The organism is Oceanobacillus caeni (assembly GCF_019037185.1).
GTDB lineage: Bacteria > Bacillota > Bacilli > Bacillales > Amphibacillaceae > Oceanobacillus > Oceanobacillus caeni.
Genome location: NZ_JAHHXM010000023.1, coordinates 32,230 through 52,968 on the forward strand (window position 1 = coordinate 32,230; position 20,739 = coordinate 52,968).

The following is a 20,739-nucleotide window of genomic DNA, read 5'->3' on the forward strand; positions in this document are numbered from 1 at the left end:
TAAAACAAATGACTAAAAATGATTTTCTAGAACATGAACTAAAACTAAAAAAAAACATGGAACAAAAAATTAAAAATAAATTTTTTGGAGAAGAACTTAAACGTATAAGAAAGTCGAAAAAAATGACTATTAATGAATTAAGTGAAAAATCTTCTGTTTCATCTTCTTATATCTCACAGATTGAAAATGGAAAAAGGGACACTCCTACACCAGAATTAATTAAAAAATTAGCTCATGGTTTATCAACTGACTATTATCACATGATGAGAATAGCTGGATATTTGAACCCCGATAAGGATAACTTTATTACCCTAGAACAACTAATAAAGAAAGTTCCGAATGAAGAAAAGATAAATGACATGATCGAACACGACAAGAAAATTGAGAATGAGTATGAAAAGAAAGTCAATTCTACGGTGCATTCCAAATTCGATAAATTCCTTTATGAAAGACGACAAATTAATTATCATGGTCTGACTCTAGAAGAATTAGACAATCACTTTAGATCTTTTCTAGAATCCAATGCACATGCAGGTCATTATTTAAAGTATCTTCGAATTTTTAATGCCATTAACCAAAAGGAGATGGCTAATTTATTACAAATTAAAGAAGAAACTTACATTTCTTTAGAAGCAACGTTAAGAGAAGATTCACCTTATTTAGTAAAAAATAGTGAAGATATTGGAAAAATACTAAATGTATCTAACTTCTTGGATTGGTACAATTTCATCAGAAGACAAAAAGAGTTAAGTTATAACAATTACGGGACGAAAAGAAAAGAGAGCATATATACAGAAATCTCCCTAAATGTAAAGAAAGTGGAAAAGAAAATAAACAAATCTGGGCATGAGTATTACGTGGAATATTCTGATGAAGAATTAAAAAGAAAACTTTTTGACTTAGATCACCTAATAAATCAGAATGAACACAAGGTACTTTATAAAGATAGAGTTCTAACAGAAGAGGATATAGAAAAAATAAAAACCATGTTGGATGTCATTTTTGACTAATATGTCTTAATGAAAGGAGGTGAAAAGGGATGGCTTACATTCATAAACGTGGCTCCAAATGGGCTTATATTGTTAATATTGCAAGAGATTTCAATGGAAAACGTAGACAGATTACCAAATCAGGGTTTAAAACTAAAAAAGAAGCTCAACTTGCTGCGAATAAAGTGGAAAATGAAATTGCTAATGGTACACGTTTATTCGAATCGAATATCACGTTTAAAGAGCTGACTGATGAATGGTTTGAACATTATGCATCACAGGTTAAGATTAGCAGTGTCAGAGCTAGAAAATACGCAATTAAACATCTGTTGGATATTTGGGGAGCTACGGCTATCAAGAGAATTACAAAACATATGTATCAAACGGAACTTGATAAGCTTAGCAGGAAATTCAGCAGAAATTATATTGAAAGTATCCATAGTACAGCAAATATGATTTTTAAATATGCGATTCGAAAAGATTTGCTCCATAGTAGCCCTTCTTCTGCTTTTATCATGCCCAAAAAGCAAGTTACAGTAGAAGAAATTGAACAAGAAAATATACAGGAAAAATTTCTTGAGTTACATGAACTAAAGGAATTTCTTACTTTAGCAAAAAAGCACGGGCTAAGTATGGATTATTTAATGTTTACAACATTAGCATATACGGGTTTGCGATTAGGTGAATTATTAGCCTTGAAGTGGTCAGATTTGAATTTTAATGAATATACAATTCGTATTTCCAAAACTTATTACAACCCGAATAATAAAAAAGATGGATTTCAATTGCTAACTCCTAAGACAGACAAGTCCATTCGTACAATTATGATTGATAAAGACTTAGTAAACCTATTTAGAATACACCGCAAAGAACAAATGGAACTAAAAATGAAAAATAGAATGGTATATAAAGATCAGAATTTCATCTTTGCAGAGAATACAGGGGATCCAAGAGTAATGAAGATGGTTGCAATCCGGTTACAACGTCTTATGAAGCTTATGAATACAGATAAACACATTACCCCTCATGGATTTAGACACACGCACACTTCTCTACTTATTGAAGCTGGTGCAGGTATAAAAGAAATCCAAGAACGGTTAGGACATTCAGATATTAATACAACGATGAATATCTACGCACATATGACCAAAAATATAGAAGAAAAGACCTCTCAAAAGTTCAGTGAACTAACGAAAGGTCTTCTCTAAAAATTTTATTGCATGGCGTATCAAAATTACGGAAGTTAGCAAAAAGTTAGCATTTCGCCACTAACCAACCCTCAAACTCTTTAATATCAAGGGATTCGGGCGGTTATTACATCATGCCGCCCATTCCACCCATTCCGCCCATATCAGGCATTCCGCCGCCAGCGTTTTCTTCTGGAATGTCCGCTACTACCGCTTCAGTAGTTAGGAACATTGCAGCAACAGATGCAGCGTTTTGTAGTGCTGAACGAGTAACTTTAGCAGGGTCTACGATACCAGCTTCAACCATGTTAACCCATTCGTTTGTTGCAGCGTTGAATCCAATACCAAGTTTTTCGCCTTTTAGACGTTCTACAACAACAGAACCTTCTAAACCAGCGTTTTCAGCGATTTGACGTACTGGTTCTTCAATCGCACGAAGTACAATGCTTACACCAGTAGCTTCATCACCTTCAAGTTTTAATTCGGCAACTTTGTTGTAGATGTTAAGGAATGCAGTACCACCACCGGCTACAATACCTTCTTCCACTGCAGCACGAGTAGAGTTCAATGCATCTTCAATACGTAGTTTACGTTCTTTCAATTCTGTTTCAGTTGCAGCACCAACTTTAACTACTGCTACACCGCCAGAAAGTTTAGCAAGACGCTCTTGTAATTTTTCTTTATCAAATTCAGAAGTAGTTTCTTCTGCTTGAGCACGGATTTGAGCTACACGACTAGAGATAGCTTCTGGGTTACCAGAGCCTTCTACGATTGTTGTATTTTCTTTAGAAACAACAACCTTAGCAGCACGTCCTAATTGTTCAATGCTAGCGCTCTTAAGATCTAAACCAAGATCTTCAGTAATTACTTCCCCACCAGTTAGGATAGCAATATCTTCTAGCATAGCTTTACGACGGTCACCAAATCCTGGAGCTTTAACAGCTACAGCATTGAATGTTCCGCGAAGTTTGTTCACTACTAATGTAGCAAGAGCTTCCCCTTCTACATCTTCCGCAATCATAAGTAATGGTTTACCTTGTTGAACTACTTGTTCTAACACTGGTAAAACTTCTTGAATGTTAGAGATTTTCTTATCTGTAATCAAGATGTATGGATCTTCTAGAACAGCTTCCATTTTATCTTGGTCTGTAACCATGTATGGAGAAGCATATCCACGATCAAATTGCATACCTTCTACAACATCTAATTCAGTAGAGAAACCTTTAGATTCTTCAATTGTGATAACTCCATCGTTACCAACACGTTCCATCGCTTCTGCAATTAATTGACCTACTTCATCATCAGCTGAAGAAATAGCAGCAACTTGTGCAATTTCTTCTTTGCTGTTAACGGAAGAAGAAATATTGTGTAATTCTTCTACTGCAGTTGCGACTGCTTTTTCAATACCGCGACGAATTCCTACTGGGTTTGCACCAGAAGTTACGTTTTTAAGACCTTCACGAATCATTGCTTGTGCTAGAACAGTAGCAGTTGTTGTACCGTCACCAGCAACATCATTTGTTTTAGATGCTACTTCAGATACTAGCTGAGCACCCATGTTTTCGAATGCATCTTCTAGTTCGATTTCTTTAGCAATCGTAACACCATCATTTGTAATTAGAGGTGAACCGAATTTTTTATCAAGAACAACGTTACGACCTTTTGGCCCTAAAGTTACTTTTACAGCATTAGCTAATGTGTCTACACCACGTAGCATTGCGCGACGTCCGTCTTCATTAAACTTAATTTCTTTAGCCATGAAACATCCTCCTTAAATTGATTTAAGTATTTTTATAAGATCTCAACTTATTCGACGATAGCTAAGATATCACTTTCACGTAAAATTAAGTATTCAGTACCTTCGTATTTAACTTCTGTACCAGCAAATTTAGAGAAGATAATTTGGTTACCTTCAGCTACTTCAAGGGGTACTCTTTCACCATTATCTAAAACACGACCAGTACCAACCGCCACAACTTTACCTTCTTGCGGTTTTTCTTTCGCTGAGTCTGGAAGTACGATACCGCTTGCAGTCTTTTCTTCTTGTTCAACAAGCTCGATAATAACACGATCTCCTAGTGGTTTAATCATGTACATTAGCCTCCTTGACTATTCCATTTTTTATTTTACATTTATTTATTAGCACTCACCATTAACGAGTGCTAATCACAATTAATATAATAATGAATTCCTAAAAAAAATGCAAGCATTGTTCATTAAAAAATTATATATTTTTATAAACAGAAGCACCTCTTACTATAGTAAACAAAATACCTATGTTAAAATAACAACTATGTGAAGAAACATGTAAATTTTTCTCTATAAAAATGAACTTTCTCATTATACCTATTAAAGGTCGTTCATATACTTATACTAACACCATCGCTATACTTAATTAAAAGGAGTCGTTTTATATTGCCTAAAAGATATTGGTATATCATTTTGACGTATATTATTACACAATTATCAAGCTTCCCCGCTGCACTAATTGCCCTAAATTACTTTCCGAATTCCTATACGGAAATAGTGATTTATTGGAGTATTATCAGTTTCTGTTTAGCATTACTTATTACACTCTTGCTTCTTAAAACAGATATGAAAATGCCACTTCACCGGGAAGCTTCCACAACTAGTAATATCATTTTGTGGTCGGTCATCGGTTATTTCTTGGCATATTTTGTACAAGTGCTTGCATCGTTAATTGAAATGAAAGTTTTAGGTATTTCAACAGGGTCTAGCAATACACAGAATATTATGGATATTTCTAGAACCATTCCCTTGTTTATGATTATACCTGCCATTATTGCTCCAATTCTAGAAGAAGTTATTTTTAGAAAAATTATTTTTGGAAGTTTATACAAAAGGCTGAACTTTTTTATCTCAGCGCTTCTTTCTGCTTTTATTTTCGGAGTAATTCATGGAGAGTTTCAACATATACTTATCTATTCATCCATGGGGTTTGTGTTTGCCTATTTATATGTAAAAACAAAGCGAATTTTAACACCAATCATTGTTCATGCTGCTTTAAATACAACGACTGTCATTGCCCAATATTCCTTAACACCCGAGGAAATTCAACGGCAGCTTGACCAATTGCAAATGATTTTTCTAGGATAATAAAGAAGGAGTAGCGAATCCGCTACTCCTTCTACTCTTTCTCTAATGGATAATGTTTTAAGAAATATACAAGTGATTGTAATTCAACCGCTAAATCAATATGATGAACACGAACATGACTTGGAACCGTGATTCTTGCAGGAGTGAAATTTAAAATTCCATTCACACCTAGATTAACTAATTTCTCCGCAATTTCCTCGGCTTCTGAAGCGGGTACTGTCAAAATTACAACACGAATATTTTCTAACTCTTCCTCTAAATCGCTTACATGAAAGATAGGTACACCGTCAATATCTTTTCCAACCTTCGATGAATCTGCATCAAATGCCTTTGTAATACGTATATTATTATTTTTCAAGAAACTATATTTTAAAAACGCTGTACCTAAGTTACCCGCACCTATCAATGCTACTTCTGTTACTTCATGTTGATCTAATGTACTTCGAAAAAAGCCCAACAAGTATTCTACGTTATATCCATAACCTTTTTTACCTAGAGCTCCAAAGTAAGAAAAGTCTCTACGGATTGTTGCAGAATCAACCTTTACCGCTTCACTCAGTTCTTTTGAGGAGACGCGTCTTTTTCCCTGCTGATTCAAATTATTTAGAAAACGATAATACAATGGCAGGCGTTTTGCAGTAGCTTGTGGTATTTTGTTTTGATCCATTGCTTTTCCTCTCTTCAATTCATAATCATCTATTCTATAGTCTCTTTCATTTTAGCAGAATTACAACAAAAAGTCGTGATGTTTTTCACAAATTAATTATGTTGCTTCTATATTTGTAGGTAAGGTAGAATGAAAGATATTGAGGTGAAATCACAATGATACTGATGCAACTGAATGGACTATCGAAATCCTTTGGTGCAGAAGAAATTCTGTCCAATATTAAAATAGAAATTAAAGATAAGGAACGTATCGCCATTGTCGGAAGAAATGGTGCTGGAAAGTCGACGCTATTGAAAATAATGGCTGGCGAACTTTCCTATGATGAAGGTGAGTTAATTAAACCTAAAGATGTAACGATTGGCTATCTTTCCCAGCATATGGCTTTAGAATCTGGAAAAACCATATGGGATGAAATGCTTGAAGTTTTTAACCCATTATTAGAACAGGAAAAACAGTTAAGATTAGTAGAAAAGAAGATGGAACAAGTAACAGATTTTACTAGTGAAGCTTATAACAATTTATTGAAAGAATATGATCGGTTACAAGTTGATTTTCAAACAAACGGTGGATACACATATGAATCTGACATTAAAGCCGTATTAAACGGATTAAACTTCCAAGATTATGACTATGATACACTAATCACCGATCTAAGTGGTGGTCAAAAGACAAGGCTAGCATTAGGTAAATTACTACTCTTAAAACCACAATTACTTATACTAGATGAGCCAACCAACCATTTAGATATTGACACTCTTTCATGGCTAGAAGTTTATTTAAATAGTTATCCCGGAGCCGTAGTCATTGTATCCCATGACCGCTATTTCTTGGATAAAACCGTCTCCATTGTTTATGAAATTTCTCGACATAAAACGAAGAAATATTATGGTTCCTATAGTAAATATCTGGATCAAAAAAGCCAGGAATATGAGCAAGCTTTAAAAGCATTTGAAAAGCAACAAACTGAAATCAAAAAAATGGAGGATTTTATCCAGCGAAATATTGTACGAGCATCCACAACGAAACGGGCCCAAAGTAGAAGAAAACAACTTGAAAAGATGGAACGAATAGACAGACCTCTTGGTGATGAATCATCAGCTTCTTTTTCCTTCCAAATCACAAAAAGAAGTGGGAATGATGTACTTAAAATTAAAAATCTCGCTTTTCGTTATGACGGAGAAAATGAGAATTTATTTTCCAATATTAATTTGGATGTCAATCGCGGGGAGAGAATTGCAGTTGTTGGTCCAAATGGGGTTGGTAAAACAACTTTGCTCAAAATCATTTTAGGCAAATTAAAAAAATCCTCTGGTGATATCCAAATCGGAACAGGCGTACAAATTGGGTACTATGATCAGGAACAAGCGGAATTGTCCTCAACCAAAACCGTTTTAAATGAGCTGTGGGATGAATACCCAACGATTAATGAAAAAGACATCCGAACGGTTCTAGGAAACTTCTTATTTAGTGGGGACGATGTGTTAAAACCAGTACAAGCATTAAGTGGAGGAGAAAAAGCACGCCTCGCCCTTGCTAAGCTTATGATGCAAAAAGCTAATCTCCTTATTCTTGATGAACCAACTAACCACTTAGATATCGACAGCAAAGAAGTTCTAGAAGCTGCGTTAACTGATTTTCCGGGAACCATTATTTTTGTTTCGCATGACCGCTATTTTATTAATAAAATAACGGATCAAGTTGCTGAAATGAACCGTGACGGGATTTCTGTCTATCTTGGTGATTACGACTACTATTTAGAAAAGAAAGCTGAAGAAGCTGAACACAAGCGATTAGAACAGGAAAAACAACCGATTCAGAACACAGAAGATAAAAAGCGGAATTTTAAATTAGATAAGCAGCAGCAAAGTTTATTGCGAAAAAAACAAAGAAGAATTACAGAATTAGAGGAACTCATCGACTCATTAGAACTAAAAATATCCGAAATAGAGGAAAAAATGGCGGAACCAGAAATCTTCCAAGACCACGAAAAATCCTTTGAATTAAACGAAAAAATGATAGCATTAAAAAATAACGTTGAAGAATATATGGAAGAATGGACGACATTACAAGAAGAAATATAAAAAGACGGTGGTATGTAATAAAGATACCACCGTCTTTTTATTTAGCTCCAACACTATTTTTATTAAGTAAGAAAATATATAAATTTAGCTTATTTAGATCTTGTCTTAAGAAACGGGCGCTTCCGCCTTTGCTTATTTGAACAAATAATCATTTTGAATCGTTTGTTCCACAGATATTCGATAGATCACAGACAGTCCTATCATTGTGGATAAAACCGAACTTCCTCCATAACTTATTAACAACAATGGAATACCGGTAATCGGCATAATCCCTAATGTCATTCCAATATTTTGAAAGACATGAATGAGAATTAAACTAAGGATTCCAAAGCTGTAATAAGAACCAAATGAAGAATGCTTGTTTATATTTAAACCTAACGTAACCAACTTATACAAAAGAATAAAGTATAGGAAAATAACAAGTGCACTACCAATAAATCCAAAGCTTTCCCCTATCACAGAAAAAATAAAGTCCGTCTGCGCTTCGGAATAATAAACTTCTATACCATTCAGTCCTTTACCCATTAACTGTCCTGAACCCAAGGCCATATGAGCACGATCAAAATGCCAATTTGCATCACTACTCGTTTGCGTAGGATCAAACCAGGTAAGAATACGGTTTACTTGATATTGTTGAATTCCTATCACTTCTTGTGCAATATCCGGGAATTTTATAATAAACCAGAGCAATGACCCGCCGGCTGCAGCTCCTGCGCCAATTAAACTCAAAATAATTTTCCAACTAATACCGGAAAGGATAATCATCATACCTAATATGAACAAGTACACCATTGCTGTCCCGAAGTCTGGTTGCTCCATAATCAAAAAAACAGGAATAGCGGTAACGACAATTAACTTTAACAGTAACATAAAATCCGTTTTTAAATTACTAGCTTCATATTTTTCTTTATGATGACTAGTGACTCGTGCAAGATATAAAATCGTCGTGATTTTCACGAATTCTCCGGGTTGTAAAGATAGCCCTGGTAGCGTGAACCAAGCTTTTGCTCCATTTACAGGCTTAGCTATGGAATCTGGACTTATTAATAATAAAGCCAGAATAGCAACTCCACCAATATAAATATATAGACTTGCTTTATAAATCTGTTCTAAATCAAAATACTGTACTGCTGCTACTATTAATGCACCGATTGTAAACCAAACAACTTGTTTAAGAACAAAATTTTCTCCACCATACTGTTCAAGTTGTTGTGCATTATAAATTGCTAATAAACTAACACAGACAAATAGGATAAATAACATAATTAAATCTGTCTGCATATAATAAGATTGTTTCTTATTCATTTAACAATCACCAAATTTCTAATCTAAATCGAATTATAGTACAAGTTACTAGACGAAAATGACAGTAAAAAGATTTCACTCCCATTACGTTTGTGGATAACTACCTTTCAAAGGATGACAATTCACTTATCCACAAGAGGAAATCTCAAAATTCCCTGTAATATCTAATTGTGAACATGTTTATACACATTATCCACAAAATCAACCGATGTTACCCACAAAGGTTATTCACACACAAAGTGCTTTTATACTAAGTTTTACACAACTTTTCCACAATATTGTTGATAACTCGTTTTATTTTAATAACAAGGAAGCATTAGCGTTTAAATCGAGACCTGCGCGTTTTCCATTCCAGTAATTAATCGTTCCAGCTGCTGCAATCATTGCTGCATTATCCGTACATAACGATAATGGAGGAACATATAAAGGGATATCCGTTTCGGAAAAAGCATTCGCCAAAGCTGTTCTTAACCCTTTATTTGCTGCAACGCCTCCTGCAACAATTACCTGTTTTACCTTGTATTCCTTTGCTGCTCTTAACGTCTTCTTGGTAAGTACTTCTACTACACTTGCCTGAAAACTAGCAGCGATATCTTCGTCTTTTAACATTTCACCACGTTGTTTGGCATTGTGGATTTTGTTAATAACTGCTGATTTCAATCCACTAAAACTAAAATCATAACTTCCATCTTCCAACCAAGCACGTGGAAAATCAATTGTCTCTTTTCCTTCATGTGCTAATCGATCAATGTGTGGACCACCTGGATAGGGAAGTCCTAGCATACGCGCTACTTTATCATAAGCTTCACCAGCAGCATCGTCACGAGTTTCTCCAATAACTTCATATTGTCCATGCTCTTTCATAATGACAAGCTCTGTATGTCCACCAGAAACAATTAATGCTAATAGAGGGAAATCAAACTCCTGTTCCAAACGATTTGCGTATATATGACCAGCTATGTGATGCACACCAACTAAAGGTTTTTGTTTTGCAAAAGCCAAAGCCTTAGCTGAATTTACCCCTACTAACAAAGCCCCTACTAGCCCTGGACCTTCTGTAACAGCAATTGCATCAATTTCATTCCAAGTAATCTGTCCTTCATCAAATGCTTGTTCTAACACTAGTGTCATTTGTTCTACATGGTGCCTGGAGGCAATTTCAGGTACAACTCCTCCAAATCTCTTATGACTTTCAATTTGAGAAGAAACAACGTTAGAAATAATCTCCGTCCCATTTTTCACAATGGCAACGGCTGTTTCATCACAACTTGTCTCAATTCCTAATATAATTGTGTCTTTACTCATACTATATTCACCCACATGACAATAGCATCTTCTCCGCTATCCGTATAATAATTTTTCCGAATCCCACCGGGTACTAAGCCAAACTTACGGTATAACTTTTGTGCAGCTATATTGGACACACGTACTTCAAGAGAAAGTCTCTTCACCTGGACACTTTGAAGCCATTGCATGACAAATTTGAATAGTTTTTCACCTAGTTTTTTACCTCTATACTCCGGTAGAATAGCAAGATTTGTAATTTGTGCATCGTCTATCACAATCCACATTCCTACAAACCCGACAATTTTCTTATCTATCTCCATAACATAGTAATACGCATGTTCATTATCTATTAATTCCTTATAAAAGATATCTGTTGTCCATGGTGTCGTAAAGGATGCTTTTTCCACTTCCATTACCTGCTCCACATCAGCAAATATCATTTCTCGAATAACCAATTCTGCCATTTTTACTTATTTTCCTTTTGCGCTTGTAGCCATTTGGCCTCAGCCTCTGCCAATCTTAAATAGTTTGGTGTTAATGTATGGGTCTGATCCGCTTCTTTATATAACCCAGCTAAACCTAAGAATCCTGGATTCGCTATATGAAAAGGCCCTTCTGGAATGATTGCTAAATCTCCTAAAACACGATGAATACTATCCTTATGTTTGATTATATCAGGACTCAAACATAATACCTTTTTATGATCTTCTTTTAACTTCAATAAAGCATCTTCCATTGATAAATTCTTTTCTTCATATACTAATCTCAACCTAGAACCTTGGGATTGATAAATACCCGTATAAACCAACCCCCGCCTAGCATCAAAAAATGGGAATACATATCCATCAAAAAATCTTCCTTGATAGGCAAGTACTTCCAAACTTGAGACACCTACTACAGGAATTCCCAAAGCCCAAGCCATTGATTTAGCTATGGAAAGCCCAATACGAACTCCAGTATAAGAACCTGGACCTTTAGCTACGACAATTTTATCTAATTGATCTGGTGTTAGTGAGACTTCCGTCATCAATTTCTCAACGGCAGGCATTAGGCGAACGGAGTGATTCTTTGCTATATTCGTAACCATTTCTCCAATTATCTCATCATCTTTTAATAGAGCAACACCCATTGCTTGATTAGACGTATCAATTGCAAGAACGTTCATATATTGTAACTCCTAACTCATCAATTCATTAATGATAGATTCAAAATGGGAACCATTCGACAAAAACTCTAAAATCCTCGAATCCCCATTATATTTTATTCTTATATCAAGTCGATCTGTCGGTAAATATTTCTCGATAAATTGAGCCCATTCAACAACAGACACGCCATTACCATTGAAATATTCGTCAAATCCAATATCCTCATCGGAATCTTCTAATCGATACACATCCATGTGATACAATGGTAGCCTACCCTCATATTCCTTCACAATGGTAAAAGTTGGGCTATTGACTGTACGTTTTACCCCTAAGCCTTTTGCAATTCCTTTGGTGAATGTTGTCTTTCCAGCCCCTAGGTCACCTTCAAGTGTTAAAACATCGCCTGCTTCAAGTAAAGAAGCCAATCTTTCTCCTATTAATTTAGTTTCTTCCGCACTATTCGAAACCATTTGGTGTTTACTCACTTATTCACCTACTTTTTATACCTTAGCTCTATCTCAAGAACTTAAACTATTTTATTCAAACTACCCTAATGATAGCAAAAAGAATAAGAAAAGAAAAAATTAATGTGGCAAAGTAAGGAATTTTAATACCGATTTATTATGTTTTTCAGTGTGTATAAAAATAGCTTAATTATTTATTTTGAATACTAAAAAACACATGATTTTATGATTAAATCATGTGTATTTAAAAGTAATCTTATTTAAAAATGGCGGTCATTTCCTTTATAGTAAATTTCCGCTACAAGAGAATATTCATAAAGATGAGTCGTTTAATCATACTTGATTCCTAATTAGCTTACGAAGTTAATTGGAATATTTTGGTTGCGGGGATAGGATTTGAACCTATGACCTTCGGGTTATGAGCCCGACGAGCTACCAGACTGCTCCACCCCGCGATATGAGAGATATTTTATGATATGCATGTCCTTAAAGATACCATGTGCTTATGAGGTTACTCATACACAACCCTAATCAAATAGGACCAATATAATATACCATATTGCTTACTGTTCTGTCAATAAAGTTTTTAGAATCAAACTGATGATACCAATTTCTATTAACTTTAACCAATCTTAACACATTATCCACTTTCCGTTAATATTCCACCGCTATAATGAAGATAACAAAAAATAAGGAGAGGATAATTTTGAGAATTGCTATTTTTGGAGATTTACATTACCCATCTATGATTCATAAAGATAAGGAGGTAAAAGAAGCTAGAGATGAATTTTATGCTAAATTTCTTCAATCCTTTTTTGAAATTAAAGCAGATTACTATGTTTCCCTCGGTGATTTAACCAACTTTGGAAAAGATGACGAATGGCATGAAGTCTATGAAATCATTCGAAAATACGATAAACCATTTATTCACACTTTTGGCAATCATGATTTATACGGTATTCCAAGAGTAGAGGCATTAAACATTTCCAATATGAAACAAAATATTTCGATTGAGACCGATCAAGTAAACCTTATCTCCTTAGAAACGGCCCGTGATCACAATCATGAAGACCATAGCGGTTACTTAAGCGACGAGCAGTTAGAATGGTTGGAAGATGAACTTGTACAAAGTGAGGAAAAACTTGTAGTTATCTTGGCCCACCATCCGGTTTACGACACAACAGCAAATTCGAATTATCCATACCTATCAATCGTACCTGAAGTACCCATTATTAATATTTTACGTAAAAAGAAAGGGAACGGAATTTATATAAATGGCCATAATCACAAAGATTCGATTGAAACGATAGATAACTGGACCTTTGTTCAAACAAGTGCTGTACTAGATGATCAAAGTATCCGCTTATTGGAAATAGATGATAAAGAAATATCCATTCAATCTATTCATATAGGGAACTCAGAACTAAGGGGACTTGCGGAAATAATCGGTTCAAACATGAATCATTTTCAATTGAATCCTCTAGGTATTGGCACCACACCAAACCGGGAAAAAATAATTAGGAAAACTTTATATGTCTAAGATAAACCAAGGCCCCTACTCGGTGCCTTGGTTTTTTAGAAAAGATTAGATCTTAGCGACTACAAAGTTATTTAGAAAAAAGTGAGCCTCTTCTCAAAGCCCACTTCCCTTATTCACTTAACCCCTGTATACGTAAATGCCCGAATAATTTGACGTTGTGCAAAGAAAAAAGTAATCAAAATCGGGATAACTAGAATAACGTTACCGGCCATTAAAATATTCCACGCGACACCACCATCCACTTGGCGCAGCTGCGCAATTCCAACAGGAAGGGTACGTGCCCTTTCCGTTGTTGTCATAACAAGTGGCCAGAAATAATCGTTCCAGTGTGTAATAAAATTGAATAGCCCCAATGTAATTAATGTTGGTTTGGCCATTGGCACCATCATTTTCATCATTATTTTAAACTCCGATGAATTGTCCAAACGTGCCGCTTCTAATAATTCTTCCGGAACTTGCTTAAACGTTTGGCGCAACATGAAAATCCCGAATGCACTTGTCGCAAATGGCAAGATTAATCCCCATAAGGTATCAAGAAGCCGCCATTCACTTAAATTTAAAAACACAGGCAAGAAAATAAGTTGAGCAGGAATCATCATAGTCACCATAACTAACCCAAACAAGATATTTTTGCAGCGAAATTCATACCTTGCAAATGCATATGCAGCAGGAATTACCGTAATAAATTGCAACATTAAAATACCAACCGAAACAATGACACTATTTATAAAATATTGCAGAAATGGCCCGGAATTCCATGCTTCCATGAAGTTTTCCCATATAAGTTCATCTGGAAGCCATTTTGGTGGAAAAATCATCGTTTCTCCTAATGTTTTTAAACTTGTGGAAATCATCCAGATAAACGGCATAGCGAAGATAATAACGACCACAATCAAACCAATCACATTCAATATTTTTATAGGTAAGGATGTTTTCAACGTATACATTCCCTTCTATTGATAATGAACTCTTTTACCTAGAACTTTAAAATAAATCAATGTAACAATGCTTAGAATGACTAGTAATATCACACCAGCTGCAGAAGCATAGCCAATTTTAAAGAAGATAAAACCATTTTCATATATGTAGTACACAAGGGTATTCGTTGAGTTAAGCGGTCCACCCTTTGTAATAATGCTGATCGTTTCAAACACCTTAATGGAGTCCAAAATACCAATAATTGTTAGGAAAAATATGCTTGGCGATAACATGGGAAACGTAATTTTCGTAAATCGTCGAAAGCTACTAGTTTGATCCAAGGCAGCCGCTTCATATAAATGTTTTGGAATACTTTGTAATCCTGCAATAATAATTAAAGTATAGTACCCAATATTTTTCCACACCGCGATAATAATAAGTGAAGCTAAAGCTGTATTTGGATCCGTTAGCCATGGCACTTTATCCATCCCAACCAAACTTAAAATCCAGTTTAGTAAACCATAGTCCGCATCCATAATCCACATCCACAGCATCGCAATCGATACAAGGGAAATAATATGTGGACTGAAAACCGCACCTTGAACAAAGCTGTACATCCAGCCTCGCCTGTTTAACCAAATAGACATAAGGAGCGCAATACTAATTGAAAACAACACCGTGAAAAAGGTGTACATCAACGTATTGCGAATTACTTGCAAAAACATCGGATCCGATAGCAATGCTTTGAAATTTTCAAGGCCAACAAATGTTTTATCAGGACTAATGAAATTCCAATCATGAAAGCTTAAATAAATCATGTAAAAAATCGGTTGAATGAAAAATACTAAAAAAACGATGATTGCGGGCGTGATTAAAAGGTATGGGCGCCACTTCGCTACTTTCATATGAGCACCTCTCCCCTAACCTCTTTACCCATACTTTCAAAAGGAAGTTCATCCACATAAACCCGATTACCCTGTGTGTCAAAGTAATACAATTTATCAAATGGAATGGTGACATGAATTTTTTCTGTATTCATTAATGGGTTGTTAAAGCTTTTTACTTGAAACTGCCCTGCATCGCTATTCACCAAATACAATGTTTCAGATCCCAGTGTTTCTATTGTCAACAATTCACAAGGTAGATGTATTCCGGAAGTCGTTTCCTCTGCTGTTTGTATTTCCACATGTTCCGGCCTAAAACCAATGTAAAAAATTCGCTCATCGATTATCTTTCCAAGTTTTCCTTCTAACATTGCGATTGATATAACATTCATTGCTGGTGTACCGATAAATTGCGCTACAAATTGGTTTGCCGGATTATGATACACTTCCATCGGTGCTGCCTGCTGCATAATGTGACCTTTATTTAAAATAACAATCTCATCTCCCATCGACATTGCTTCCACTTGATCATGAGTCACATAAATAAAAGTAGTTCCTAAGCGTTTGTGTAATTGGATTAACTCCGTCCGCATTTGCCCCCGTAATTTCGCATCTAAATTAGATAATGGTTCATCAAAAATAAAGACATTTGGCTTTTTTACCATTGCTCGAGCTAATGCTACACGTTGACGCTGTCCACCAGACAAGTTTTGTGGCTTTTTATCTAAATACTCGGTAAGGTCCACAATCTCCACGATTTCATCTACCATCTTTTTCCGCTCTGCTTTTGGTATTTTCATATTTTCCAGGCCAAATTCGATGTTCCCTTGCACCGTCATCGTTGGGTATAATGCATAGTTTTGAAAAACCATGGAAATTCCTCTTTTCCCAGGCGCCACTTCATTCACTAAATGATTGCCAATCCAAATTTCACCAGAAGTAACTTCCTCCAAACCAGCGATAAGTCGTAGTGTCGTAGATTTCCCACATCCTGAAGGACCAACCAAAACAGTAAACGATCCATCTTGAATTTCCAAATTCATGTCATCCATTACTTTGTTATTCCCATATACTTTCGATACATTTTTTAATTGGATTTTAGCCATGTTATAACCCCTTAACGTTAAATTGATACATAGGAACGTGACACAAAACGCCCGTTCCTATGTGAAACCATTTATTTAATCAAACTTGCTGAACGCTCAGCGGCTTGATCTAACACATCCTGTGCATCTAGGCTTGTATCAAGCATTAAACGTTGAATTTCTTCTATAAGAATTTTTTGTACTTCAGGATATCCTTCAATCATTGGGCGGGCATTTCCATATTGTAATTGGTCTACCGCAACTTTAAATTGCGGTTTTTCCTCATAGAGCTCTTGCATCGTATCAGATTCCACAGAAGAAAGTCTGCTTGGCAAATATCCAGTGTAGCTACTTGCATAAGCGGTCTGTTCTGGAGCAGTCATAAATTTAATGAACTCCCATGCAGCTTGTTGTTTTTTCTCATCCAATCCAGAAGTCATAACTAAATTCGCTCCACCAGTTGGGACACTACGTTTTTCATTTTCAGGGAACATAATCGTTTCTAATTTATACCCATTTTCTTCCGCTAGTTGCATCATTAAAGTTAAGTCAGCTGTAGAAGAGAAATACATTCCCGCACGACCAGTAGCAAAATCCTGTCTTGCCATGTCAGCTGCTTGTTGTGGTTCTCCACCTGGAACACGCATCCTTCCCTCTATCACCATTTCCTTCCAAAAATTTAGAGCCTCTACTCCACTTTCTCCGTTAAAAGCAATCTTTCCATTCTTATCGAACATTTCTCCACCAGCTTGAGCAACAAATGCCTCATAGAACCAAATATCTACCGGCATCGAAATCCCAACATGTTCATCATCTGTTAATTTTTCTGCTACTAATTGAAAATCCTCCCAAGTTTGAATAGACTCAGGGTCAATCCCTTTTTCTTCAAACATCGTCTTATTAATATAGACAATAGGAGTACTTCTTAAATAAGGAAGGCCATAGAGCTTGTCATCTACATAAGAGTTCCCCATTAAACCAGGATTAAAATCTTCCATGTTAATTTCTTCCGCATCTTCTTCCACAAATTTTGATAAATCTTGGATCATATCGGATTTTGCAAATGTTTCAATTGAAGAAATTTCATTTTGTGTTACTTCAGGAGCATTACCAGCTGCAAACGCTGCTTGTGTTTTTGATTGTAACTCATCATAGTTACCTTGGAATTCCGCAGTAACATGGATTTCATCCTGCATTTCATTAAATTGTTTCACTAGATTTTCATTGTTTTCCCCAATCTTATCTCCCCATGCATACCAATATGTAATTTCAATTGGGCCATCACGGTCTGAATTAGCTGCCTCACCATCTCCACAAGCCACTAGTAAAAGCATCATCGCAATGAATATTAATAAATACGAAACCTTCTTCATATTCCCATTCCCCCATTGTTTTTAAAATTGGAATTCTAGTTACCGATTAATGAAATGCTTCTCCTCCGTGAATACAATTATTAATGTAACAGATAACTATTAACTAGATTTAAAGTCAATGTTAACTTTTGTTAATAGTAGCTTCTATCTAAAGGTGCGTATTCAAAATGAAGGATGAAAAATTGACTAAGAATATGTTCTAGGGAATGAACGTATAGAACAGATTTTTGCATAGAAGAACGGACATTGCTGAAAATGTCTTTGCAGAAGAAGTTATAGACGGAATACGGTATCCGATTAACAACAGACTTTACGAAAAATATATAATCCTATTATCAACTATCCTGTTATTTTTACCGATATATAAGTTATGGGATAGGTTGCTAATTAAAATCAACCTATTGTTAAACTTTAAGGAGGTATAACAACTAATGGATATAACATCGGTCATTGGTTTAATTTTAGGGATAATTGCAATAGGTATTGGGATGGTACTTAAAGGTGTTGGTTTAGGTGCCTTAGTCAATCCAGCTGCCATTTTAATTATCCTATTAGGAACGATAGCAGCCGTTACTATTGCCTTTCCAATGAACACTTTAAAAAAGGTACCAGCGCTCTTAAAAATACTATTTACGGAGAATAAGCAAACGGACAATAAAGAATTAATCCAAACATTTGGAGAGATGGCAGATCAAACTCGTAAAGAAGGACTACTGTCTTTGGAAAGTCAATTAACTAACATGGATGATCCATTTATTAAGTCTGGGATTGAACTCGTTGTAGATGGGCAGTCTCCCGACTATATTAAAGAAGTGTTGATAGAAAAAATCGATGCAATGGAAGCAAGGCATGAAGAAGGTGCGGCAATTTTTACGCAAGCAGGAACCTATGCACCAACACTGGGAGTATTAGGAGCCGTAATTGGATTGATTGCTGCATTAGGGGATATGACAGATATCGAGAAGCTGGGCCATGCAATCTCTGCTGCTTTTGTCGCAACATTATTAGGAATTTTTACTGGATATGTCTTATGGCATCCGTTTGCTAATAAATTACGGGAAAAGTCAAAACAAGAAATTCGGCAAAAAGAGCTGATTGTAGAGGGGATTCTATCCGTTGCTAATGGAAATTCTGCGATGATGGTGAGAGATAAATTAGGAGCTTTTATCGCAACAAAGGAACTTGCTGAACTAAAAAAAAAAAATAATCAACGGGAGGATCATGATGCGTAGAAAGAAAAAGAAAAGTAATCACATTAGCGAATCATGGCTCCTTCCGTATTCTGATTTGTTGACATTATTAGTTGCATTATTTATTGTACTTTTTGCCATGAGTGATATTAATGCTGAGAAATACGAACGACTCTCCCAAGTGTTTGAAAGTGAGTTTTCTTCTGGTGGAATTGGAATTCTAGACCAGAATAAGCAACCTAATGAGATACCTACAGCACAAAAGGAAGACGATGAAAATGATGAAAATAAAGAAAAAAATAAAACAAGTAGTGAACTCGAGCTTGAAAAGTTGCAAGGCATTCAGGGTAGTATTAATACCTATATCCAGGAGCAACATCTTGAAGGGGATATAGGAACCAAATTAACGGAAGAAGGACTATTAATTACGATTGTAAATAATGTCTTCTTTGACTCTGGTAGTGCTGAAGTGAAGAAAGATGGAGAAAAGGTGGCAAGAGAGGTTTCTAATTTACTTGTTGCCGATCCACCGCATGAAATCGTAATTAGTGGACATAGTGATGATGTGCCAATTCATAATTCTGGCTATGCATCAAATTGGGATCTAAGTGTAACTAGAGCACTTAATTTCATGCAAATTATCCTAGAAAACGAGAAATTAGATCCTGCCCTGTTTAGTGCGAAAGGATATGGTGAAAACAAGCCTGTTGTTCCCAATACAAGTGCAGAAAACAGGGAGAAAAATAGACGCGTAGAAGTACTAATTCTGCCTAATTATGAAATTAATATCACAGAGTAAATATCTTTGTATAAAGAAGACTTCCGTTAGTGAGGCTTTCCTTCATCCCCCACTGATGGTTATTCGCACTTACCGAACCTTTACGGGCAGTAAGACTCCCACCCACCTTTTGTTTTCCCAGAAGCTTAAGGTGGGAGTCTTACTGCCCGTTTAGATAGGATAAAAAATACTAATCTACAAAGGCAGCACTAAGCCAGGCCCCTCATTTTTATTTTTTGAAGGGCTTTTAGCCGTTTGTTGATTTAAAGATGATATACTAGATTCTTTTCTTATTTATTATAGCTTCCAAGATTTTACGCCCTATCTTACCAAAAATATAAGAAAGAACAGAAGTAAGTTGATATTCACATCATGAAGTATCTGATGGATGTGATTCTGTTCAGCCGTACAATTATGGAACAACTTTTTCCGACCGTTTCCTAATAGCGTATCCCCTTTAAAAGTCCGCCAAATTTTTTTGAACCAGTTGTAATGTTGGTATAACTAGAAACAATTGAAGTTTATACTTCTTTTTTTGGCTAGAAATCCATTTTCATGATAAATGGCGGTGGCATACCCTTGGACGCTATGGTGGTTTTCCTATCTGCAAAAAAGACAGGATATGATTTTTCTATCATATCCTGTCTTTCCATATTGCCTGGCGGCGTCCTACTCTCGCAGGGGGAACCCCCAACTACCATCGGCGCTGGAGAGCTTAACTTCTGTGTT

General features: G+C 35.7%; 19 protein-coding genes, 1 tRNA gene and 1 rRNA gene. 7 read left to right on the forward strand and 14 right to left on the reverse strand.

Translation table 11 applies throughout. The features are described 5' to 3' along the window. Positions 1-8 precede the first annotated feature (8 nt). On the forward strand, positions 9-1,010 hold the full coding sequence (locus KM885_RS12355; protein ID WP_216884072.1) for a helix-turn-helix domain-containing protein: 1,002 nt from the start codon (positions 9-11) through the stop codon (positions 1,008-1,010). Positions 1,011-1,039: 29 nt separating this feature from the next. Further along, a complete protein-coding gene (locus KM885_RS12360) occupies positions 1,040-2,197 on the forward strand; it encodes a site-specific integrase (protein ID WP_216884073.1) in 1,158 nt (385 codons plus the stop codon). A 106-nt stretch (positions 2,198-2,303) separates the two neighbouring features. On the opposite strand, the gene groL is transcribed toward KM885_RS12360, so the two are convergent. Together groL and groES are read right to left on the reverse strand one after the other, a co-directional pair. Further along, positions 2,304-3,935 carry a chaperonin GroEL gene (gene groL / locus KM885_RS12365; protein WP_060668708.1) on the reverse strand — a complete coding sequence of 544 codons (1,632 nt, stop codon included), beginning with the start codon at positions 3,933-3,935 and terminating at the stop codon, positions 2,304-2,306. A 47-nt stretch (positions 3,936-3,982) separates the two neighbouring features. Next, positions 3,983-4,267, reverse strand: coding sequence for a co-chaperone GroES (gene groES, locus KM885_RS12370; protein ID WP_047185549.1), 285 nt, complete (start codon positions 4,265-4,267; stop codon positions 3,983-3,985). Between the two features lie 324 nt (positions 4,268-4,591). Here groES and KM885_RS12375 point away from each other — a divergent pair, with 324 nt between their 5' ends. Continuing rightward, positions 4,592-5,293, forward strand: coding sequence for a CPBP family intramembrane glutamic endopeptidase (locus KM885_RS12375; RefSeq protein ID WP_060668709.1), 702 nt, complete (start codon positions 4,592-4,594; stop codon positions 5,291-5,293). A 31-nt stretch (positions 5,294-5,324) separates the two neighbouring features. On the opposite strand, the gene KM885_RS12380 is transcribed toward KM885_RS12375, so the two are convergent. Beyond that, a complete protein-coding gene (locus KM885_RS12380; protein ID WP_047185551.1) occupies positions 5,325-5,960 on the reverse strand; it encodes a redox-sensing transcriptional repressor Rex in 636 nt (211 codons plus the stop codon). A gap of 155 nt (positions 5,961-6,115) precedes the next feature. Here KM885_RS12380 and KM885_RS12385 point away from each other — a divergent pair, with 155 nt between their 5' ends. Continuing rightward, positions 6,116-8,041 (forward strand): ABC-F family ATP-binding cassette domain-containing protein, encoded by a 1,926-nt coding sequence (locus tag KM885_RS12385; RefSeq protein ID WP_145524115.1) that lies wholly within the window; start codon positions 6,116-6,118, stop codon positions 8,039-8,041. A 132-nt stretch (positions 8,042-8,173) separates the two neighbouring features. On the opposite strand, the gene KM885_RS12390 is transcribed toward KM885_RS12385, so the two are convergent. From KM885_RS12390 to KM885_RS12415, 6 genes are all read right to left on the reverse strand, one after another. Further along, positions 8,174-9,346 (reverse strand): FtsW/RodA/SpoVE family cell cycle protein, encoded by a 1,173-nt coding sequence (locus KM885_RS12390; protein WP_060668711.1) that lies wholly within the window; start codon positions 9,344-9,346, stop codon positions 8,174-8,176. Between the two features lie 294 nt (positions 9,347-9,640). Beyond that, complete coding sequence (tsaD, locus tag KM885_RS12395; RefSeq protein ID WP_060668712.1) at positions 9,641-10,651, reverse strand: tRNA (adenosine(37)-N6)-threonylcarbamoyltransferase complex transferase subunit TsaD; 1,011 nt, start codon at positions 10,649-10,651, stop codon at positions 9,641-9,643. Then, the gene (gene rimI, locus KM885_RS12400) at positions 10,648-11,097 is read right to left on the reverse strand and encodes a ribosomal protein S18-alanine N-acetyltransferase (protein WP_047185555.1); all 450 of its coding nucleotides are present in this window, start codon (positions 11,095-11,097) and stop codon (positions 10,648-10,650) included. Before rimI ends, tsaD begins: the two co-directional genes overlap by 4 nt. 2 nt (positions 11,098-11,099) lie before the next feature. Beyond that, on the reverse strand, positions 11,100-11,798 hold the full coding sequence (gene tsaB, locus KM885_RS12405; protein ID WP_204798634.1) for a tRNA (adenosine(37)-N6)-threonylcarbamoyltransferase complex dimerization subunit type 1 TsaB: 699 nt from the start codon (positions 11,796-11,798) through the stop codon (positions 11,100-11,102). A 12-nt stretch (positions 11,799-11,810) separates the two neighbouring features. Then, positions 11,811-12,263 (reverse strand): tRNA (adenosine(37)-N6)-threonylcarbamoyltransferase complex ATPase subunit type 1 TsaE, encoded by a 453-nt coding sequence (gene tsaE, locus KM885_RS12410; protein ID WP_216884074.1) that lies wholly within the window; start codon positions 12,261-12,263, stop codon positions 11,811-11,813. A gap of 357 nt (positions 12,264-12,620) precedes the next feature. Further along, a tRNA-Met gene (locus KM885_RS12415) sits at positions 12,621-12,697 on the reverse strand. A gap of 251 nt (positions 12,698-12,948) precedes the next feature. Between KM885_RS12415 and KM885_RS12420 the strand changes: the two genes are divergently transcribed. Next, entirely contained in the window at positions 12,949-13,782 is an 834-nt protein-coding gene (locus KM885_RS12420; RefSeq protein WP_052771736.1) for a metallophosphoesterase family protein, read from the forward strand. A 113-nt stretch (positions 13,783-13,895) separates the two neighbouring features. On the opposite strand, the gene KM885_RS12425 is transcribed toward KM885_RS12420, so the two are convergent. From KM885_RS12425 to KM885_RS12440, 4 genes are all read right to left on the reverse strand, one after another. Continuing rightward, on the reverse strand, positions 13,896-14,720 hold the full coding sequence (locus KM885_RS12425) for a carbohydrate ABC transporter permease (RefSeq protein ID WP_275276477.1): 825 nt from the start codon (positions 14,718-14,720) through the stop codon (positions 13,896-13,898). A gap of 15 nt (positions 14,721-14,735) precedes the next feature. Next, positions 14,736-15,605: a carbohydrate ABC transporter permease gene (locus KM885_RS12430; RefSeq protein ID WP_047185559.1), complete on the reverse strand. Its 870-nt coding sequence runs from the start codon at positions 15,603-15,605 to the stop codon at positions 14,736-14,738. Then, positions 15,602-16,690 (reverse strand): ABC transporter ATP-binding protein, encoded by a 1,089-nt coding sequence (locus tag KM885_RS12435; RefSeq protein ID WP_047185560.1) that lies wholly within the window; start codon positions 16,688-16,690, stop codon positions 15,602-15,604. Before KM885_RS12435 ends, KM885_RS12430 begins: the two co-directional genes overlap by 4 nt. A 71-nt stretch (positions 16,691-16,761) precedes the next feature. Continuing rightward, positions 16,762-18,042, reverse strand: coding sequence for an ABC transporter substrate-binding protein (locus KM885_RS12440; protein ID WP_060668715.1), 1,281 nt, complete (start codon positions 18,040-18,042; stop codon positions 16,762-16,764). A 431-nt stretch (positions 18,043-18,473) separates the two neighbouring features. On the opposite strand from KM885_RS12440, the gene motA reads away from it, so the two are divergent. Next, on the forward strand, positions 18,474-19,274 hold the full coding sequence (motA, locus tag KM885_RS12445; RefSeq protein ID WP_216884075.1) for a flagellar motor stator protein MotA: 801 nt from the start codon (positions 18,474-18,476) through the stop codon (positions 19,272-19,274). Next, complete coding sequence (gene motB, locus KM885_RS12450) at positions 19,264-20,031, forward strand: flagellar motor protein MotB (RefSeq protein WP_047185563.1); 768 nt, start codon at positions 19,264-19,266, stop codon at positions 20,029-20,031. Before motA ends, motB begins: the two co-directional genes overlap by 11 nt. A 635-nt stretch (positions 20,032-20,666) precedes the next feature. On the opposite strand, the gene rrf is transcribed toward motB, so the two are convergent. After that, positions 20,667-20,739: ribosomal RNA gene (gene rrf, locus KM885_RS18330) — 5S ribosomal RNA — on the reverse strand; the annotation flags it as partial.